This window comes from Phenylobacterium sp. (assembly GCF_046590535.1).
In the GTDB taxonomy this organism is placed as follows: domain Bacteria; phylum Pseudomonadota; class Alphaproteobacteria; order Caulobacterales; family Caulobacteraceae; genus Phenylobacterium.
The window spans coordinates 1-4893 of the sequence record NZ_JBKJTG010000005.1 but is presented as its reverse complement, the minus strand read 5'-3'; the positions used below and the strand labels follow the sequence as shown (position 1 = coordinate 4893).

At 68.5% G+C, this 4893-nt stretch carries 5 protein-coding genes; 2 read left to right on the top strand and 3 right to left on the bottom strand.

Annotated features, from left to right (window positions below; genetic code table 11):
* Nucleotides 1-351: helix-turn-helix domain-containing protein (locus tag ACLL81_RS00260; RefSeq protein WP_411286342.1), on the top strand; the 351-nt coding region annotated here is incomplete at its 5' end.
* A 171-nt stretch (nucleotides 352-522) separates the two neighbouring features.
* Here ACLL81_RS00260 and ACLL81_RS00255 read toward each other — a convergent pair.
* Complete coding sequence (locus tag ACLL81_RS00255; protein ID WP_411286341.1) at nucleotides 523-1800, bottom strand: dicarboxylate/amino acid:cation symporter; 1278 nt, start codon at nucleotides 1798-1800, stop codon at nucleotides 523-525.
* Nucleotides 1801-1944: 144 nt separating this feature from the next.
* Between ACLL81_RS00255 and ACLL81_RS00250 the strand changes: the two genes are divergently transcribed.
* Nucleotides 1945-3204: a cytochrome P450 gene (locus tag ACLL81_RS00250; RefSeq protein ID WP_411286340.1), complete on the top strand. Its 1260-nt coding sequence runs from the start codon at nucleotides 1945-1947 to the stop codon at nucleotides 3202-3204.
* On the opposite strand, the gene virB11 is transcribed toward ACLL81_RS00250, so the two are convergent.
* Together virB11 and virB10 are read right to left on the bottom strand one after the other, a co-directional pair.
* Complete coding sequence (gene virB11 / locus ACLL81_RS00245; protein WP_411286339.1) at nucleotides 3201-4202, bottom strand: P-type DNA transfer ATPase VirB11; 1002 nt, start codon at nucleotides 4200-4202, stop codon at nucleotides 3201-3203. The two genes, ACLL81_RS00250 and virB11, sit on opposite strands and share 4 nt — an antisense overlap.
* On the bottom strand, nucleotides 4199-4893 hold a 695-nt coding region (virB10, locus tag ACLL81_RS00240; RefSeq protein ID WP_411286338.1), incomplete at its 5' end, for a type IV secretion system protein VirB10. The genes virB10 and virB11, both read right to left, overlap by 4 nt.

Genomic DNA, 4893 nt, shown 5'->3' with positions numbered 1-4893 from the left:
CACGTTGGCCTGCGGGTCCGCATGCGCCGCAAGGAGATGGGCGTCAGCCAGGAGAAGCTGGCCGAGGCCCTGGGGATCACCTTCCAGCAGGTCCAGAAGTACGAGCGCGGCGCCAATCGCGTGAGCGCCTCGAAGCTCTGGGAAATCGCCCGCGCCCTGGGCACCCCGGTGGCCTATTTCTATGAGGGGCTGAGCGAGGGGACCGACATCACCGCCCCCACCAGCAGCGCCCAGGACTTCCTCCTCACCAGTGAGGGCCTGGAACTGGCCTCTTCGTTCCCCAGGATCGCCCGTCCGCAGCTCCGCCGCCGGGTTCTGGAACTGGTCCGCAGCCTGGTCGAGGCCGAATAGGGCCCGATCTGCCGACGCGGCCAGACAACACCCGCTCCGATCGCCTTCTCTGGCGCCCTGCCCTGGTGCGCTTGCCTGACGCCAGCCACAGCGGCCTGGCGGCGAGGCCCTCGCAGTCGGCTGCCAAGGCGGCGGCGATCCCGGCCTGGTTCGACCGTTACAAATAGGCGCTCAGAGCTTCGGTGGCCGCCGGTAGGTCTCCAGATCGAGGGTGCGTTCCCAGCGCGCGAGGGTGGTGGCCACCGTCAGGTCGCTGGTGACGTTGGGGACTGTGCGCATCATGTCGAGAATGCGGTCGAAGGGCAGGATGAAGCCTACGACGATGGCGGTTTGCAGGGGGCTGACCCCGATGACCGCGGTGAGCGCCGGGAGCACGAACAGCGAGCCGGATGGCACCGGCGCCGCGCCCATGGCGATCAGCACCGTGGCCGCCAGCAGCAAGAGGAGCTGGGCGGGCTCCACCGTGATCCCGAAGGCCTGGGCGCAGAACAGCGCCAGGATCGCCATGTACATGCCGGTTCCGTCCATGCCGATGGTGGCGCCCAGGGGCAGGACGGTGGAGGACGTGGGCTTGTCGACCCCCAGGTTCTCCTCCGCGACCCGCATGGCCACCGGCAGGGTCGCCGAACTGGAGGCTGTCGAGAAGGCCACCATGATGGCATCGACGATGCCGCGGAAGAACGGCAGGATCGGCAGCCAGGCGATCAGGCGGATCACTGCGCCATGCACCACCAGGGTTTGGATGGTCGCGCCGATCACGACGCAGCAGGCTAGCTGGAAGACATTGACGAAGGTGGCCGGGCCGCTGGTCCCCATGACCACGGCGATCAGGGCGAACACGCCGATAGGCGCCACCTCCATGATCGCGCCCACCAGCTTCAGGAACACCTCGGTGGCGGAGGTCAGGACGTCGGCCACCGGCTTGCCGCGCTCGCCGGCCATCAGCACGCCGGCGCCAAAGAACGCGGCGAAGAAGATGATCGCCAGGGTATCGCCCTCGGCCAGCGCCTGGACGGGGTTGAGCGGCACGATGCCCAGGAAGAGTTCGCCCGGGGTCTTGGCCTGCTTCAGATCGGCCGGAGACACATCCGAAAGCTGAATGCCCAGGCCCGGCGCCAAGAACCAGGCGATGGTCAGGCCGATGGCCGCGGCGATGGACAGGTGGAAGACGTAGAAGGCGAAGGTCTTCAAGCCCAGAGCCCCCAGCCGCTTGGGATCTCCCAGGGAGATCACGCCCGAGCTGATGGTGACGAAGATCAAGGGCGCCACCAACATGCGGATCAGACGGACGAACAGGTCACCGATCCAGCGGATCTGCACCACCTCCGGTCCCCAGGCGAGCCCCACGGCCACGCCTAGGGCCAAGCCGATGAAGATGCGTTGCCAGAGCTTGAGGCGCAGCCAAAGCCCCAGCGGTCCGAACCGGCGCGGCGCATCCTCGGTGGTCATGCGTCACGTCCCCCTCAGCCCGGCGATGGTGGCCGCGCCCGCCGTGTCGGTCGAGTCCGCATGCGTCCGTGCGACCTGACGATTGGCGTTTTGCGAAAGACAGCCCACAATCGGCGTTCCTTCAGCGGTGATGAGGACCTAGGCATGGCGGACGGCGCGGTCACATTGCGGGACGAGGCCCGGGCGAAAGCCTACACCATGCCGCTGGAGGATATGCACCCGGGCGATCCGGAGCTGTTCCGCACAGACACCCATTGGCCCTACTTCGAGCGCCTGCGGCGCGAGGCGCCGGTGCACTACTGCAAGGCCAGCGAGTTCGGCGCCTATTGGTCGGTGACCCGCTACCAGGACATCATGACGGTGGACACCAACCACCAAGTGTTCTCCTCCGACGCGGCGCTTGGCGGCATCACCATCCGCGACGCCCGTCCCGACCTGCGCCGGCCCAGCTTCATCGCCATGGACCCGCCCAAGCATGACGTGCAGCGCAAGGCGGTGAGCCCCATCGTCTCGCCGGCCAACCTGCAGACCATGGAGCCAATCATCCGCGAGCGGGCGGCGAAGATCCTCGACGCTCTGCCGATCGGCGAGACCTTCGACTGGGTGGACCGGGTGTCCATCGAGCTGACCACTCAGATGCTGGCGACCCTGTTCGACTTCCCGTTCGAAGAGCGCCGCAAGCTCACCCACTGGTCGGACGTGGCCACATCCCAGCCCATGCCCGGGGGCTTGACGGAGACCGAAGAACAGCGCCAGGCCGAACTCATGGAGTGCCTGGCCTATTTCACCCGGCTGTGGAACGAGCGGGTCAACGAACCGCCCCGGGGCGACCTGATCTCAATGATGGCGCACAACGAGGCCACCCGGGACATGACCCCGGACGAGTACCTGGGGAACATCATCCTCCTGATCGTCGGCGGCAACGACACCACCCGCAACTCCATGACCGGCGGCGTACTGGCCCTGAACCAGTTTCCGGCGGAGTACGACAAGTTGCGCGCCGACCAAAGCCTGCTCACCAGCATGGTGCCCGAAATCATCCGCTGGCAGACGCCGCTGGCCCACATGCGGCGCACCGCTGTGGAGGATTTCGAGCTGGGCGGCCAAACCATCGCCAAGGGCGACAAGGTGGTCATGTGGTACGTCAGCGGCAACCGCGACGAAACCGCCATCGAGAACCCCGAGGCCTTCGTCATCGACCGCGAACGACCGCGCCAGCACCTGTCCTTCGGCTTCGGCATTCACCGCTGCGTCGGCAACCGGCTGGCCGAGCTGCAGCTAAAGATCGTCTGGGAGGAGATCCTCAAGCGGTTCTCCAATATCGAGGTGATGGGCGACCCGGTCCGAGTCCGCTCCAGCTTCGTGAAGGGCTACGAGACCCTGCCGGTCCGGATTTCCCGCTAGGCGGGCGGGGCGGCGGGGCGGAAGGCGATCTCGGAGATCACCCGGCGGCCGTCGCGGCGCGAGAGCTGCACGAAGATATCCACGACGCTCTTCACATAGTCGGCGATTTCCGTGCGGCCGAGGTTTAGTCCGGCCTGCAGCACCAGCAGGGCCAGCTGGTCCACCGCGCCCCTTGGGCTGTCGGCGTGCAGGGTGGTGATCGAACCCGGGTGGCCGGTGTTGACCGCGCGCAGGAAGCTCGCCGCCTCACGCCCGCGCAGTTCGCCGAGGATGATGCGGTCGGGCCGCATCCGAAGCGAAGCCTGCACCAGGTCCTCGACAGTGACGCGGGCCTCGCCCGTCTCTCCACGCACCGCCACCAGGCCCACGGCGTTGGGGTGGTCGATCTGCACCTCCGGGGCGTCCTCGATGAGGATCAGCCGCTCCTCGCGCGGGATTTCCTTCAGGAGCGCGTTGAGGAAGGTGGTCTTGCCGGTGGAGGTGCCCCCGGCCACGACGATGTTCTTGCGCGCCAGTACGGCGCCTCTGAGAAAGGCCGCGGTGCGGCCGGCCTCGAGCAGCGCGCGCAGCTCGGCGTTGACCCGCTCCACGTCCGACCCGCCGTCGACCCGGACGCCGTCGAAGGCGCTGGCCCGTTCGTAGTCGTCCAGATTGAGGTCGGCCACCACGTGCTTGCGCACCGCGATCGCCAGGTGGCCGCGGGTGGCCGGCGGGGCGACCACCTGCACGCGCTCACCCTCTGGCAGGGTGGCGGCCAGCAAGGGGTGTTCGCGGCTGACGCCCTGGTGCGACAGGCTGGCGATCTGGCGGGCCAAGCGCCAAAGGGTGGTGTCGTCGAGGTCCGGCGCTGGGTGGCGCTCGATGCCGCCGCTGACCGTCTCCACCCAGCATTCGCCCGGCGCGTTGATGAAAATGTCGGTGACGTCCGGGCGCTCCAGAAGGTGGGCCAGCGGCGCCAAGTAGGTGCGCAGGTAGATCGCGGCGGAGCCGGGGCTCATAGCGCCGCGCCCACGCCGGAGAAATCCAGGTCGCGGGCCACGAATATGCGGATCGCCTCGCCCTGCTTCACCTTGATAGTCGGCGGTATGTTCTCGCCCTGCAGCGCCGACCCGGCCAGACCGGCTGCGGCGCCGGGGGAGCCAATGCTGATCTGGGTGGACGGCTGCGAGCCCAGGGCGGCGACGCCGGCGTTCAGCACCGATAGCAGGATGGAGCCGGAGAAGCGGCGGAAGAAGTGGCGGTCGACCTCCCCATCCAGGCCGCCGCGGCCCAGCGCATCGGTGCCGGGCGAGCCGATCATGATCGACACGCCGTCCGGGCGGATGGCGCGGGTCCAGATGATGAAGGCGCGCGTCTGGCCCAGCGCCACGGCGCTCTTGTACTGGCCGATCAGCCGGCTGCCGCGGGGGATCAGCACCTGGCGTCCGTCGAAGCTAAGCACGTCACGGCTGACCACGGCGCGGGTGTAGCCCGGCAGGTCGGAGTTGATGGCGGTTTCCAGAACGCCGGGGATCACCGCGCCCTGGGGCACCATGTAGCTGGGGTTGCGCATGGCCGTGGCGCGGGCCTGCTCGGGCTCCTCTCCACCGACCCGCGCCGCAAACTGCTCGCTCTCGGACAGCCGTGGCGCCGGGCCGCGCTGCATCCCTGCGCCGACTCCGGCGGCCGCCGCGGCGGCCGCGGCCGGAG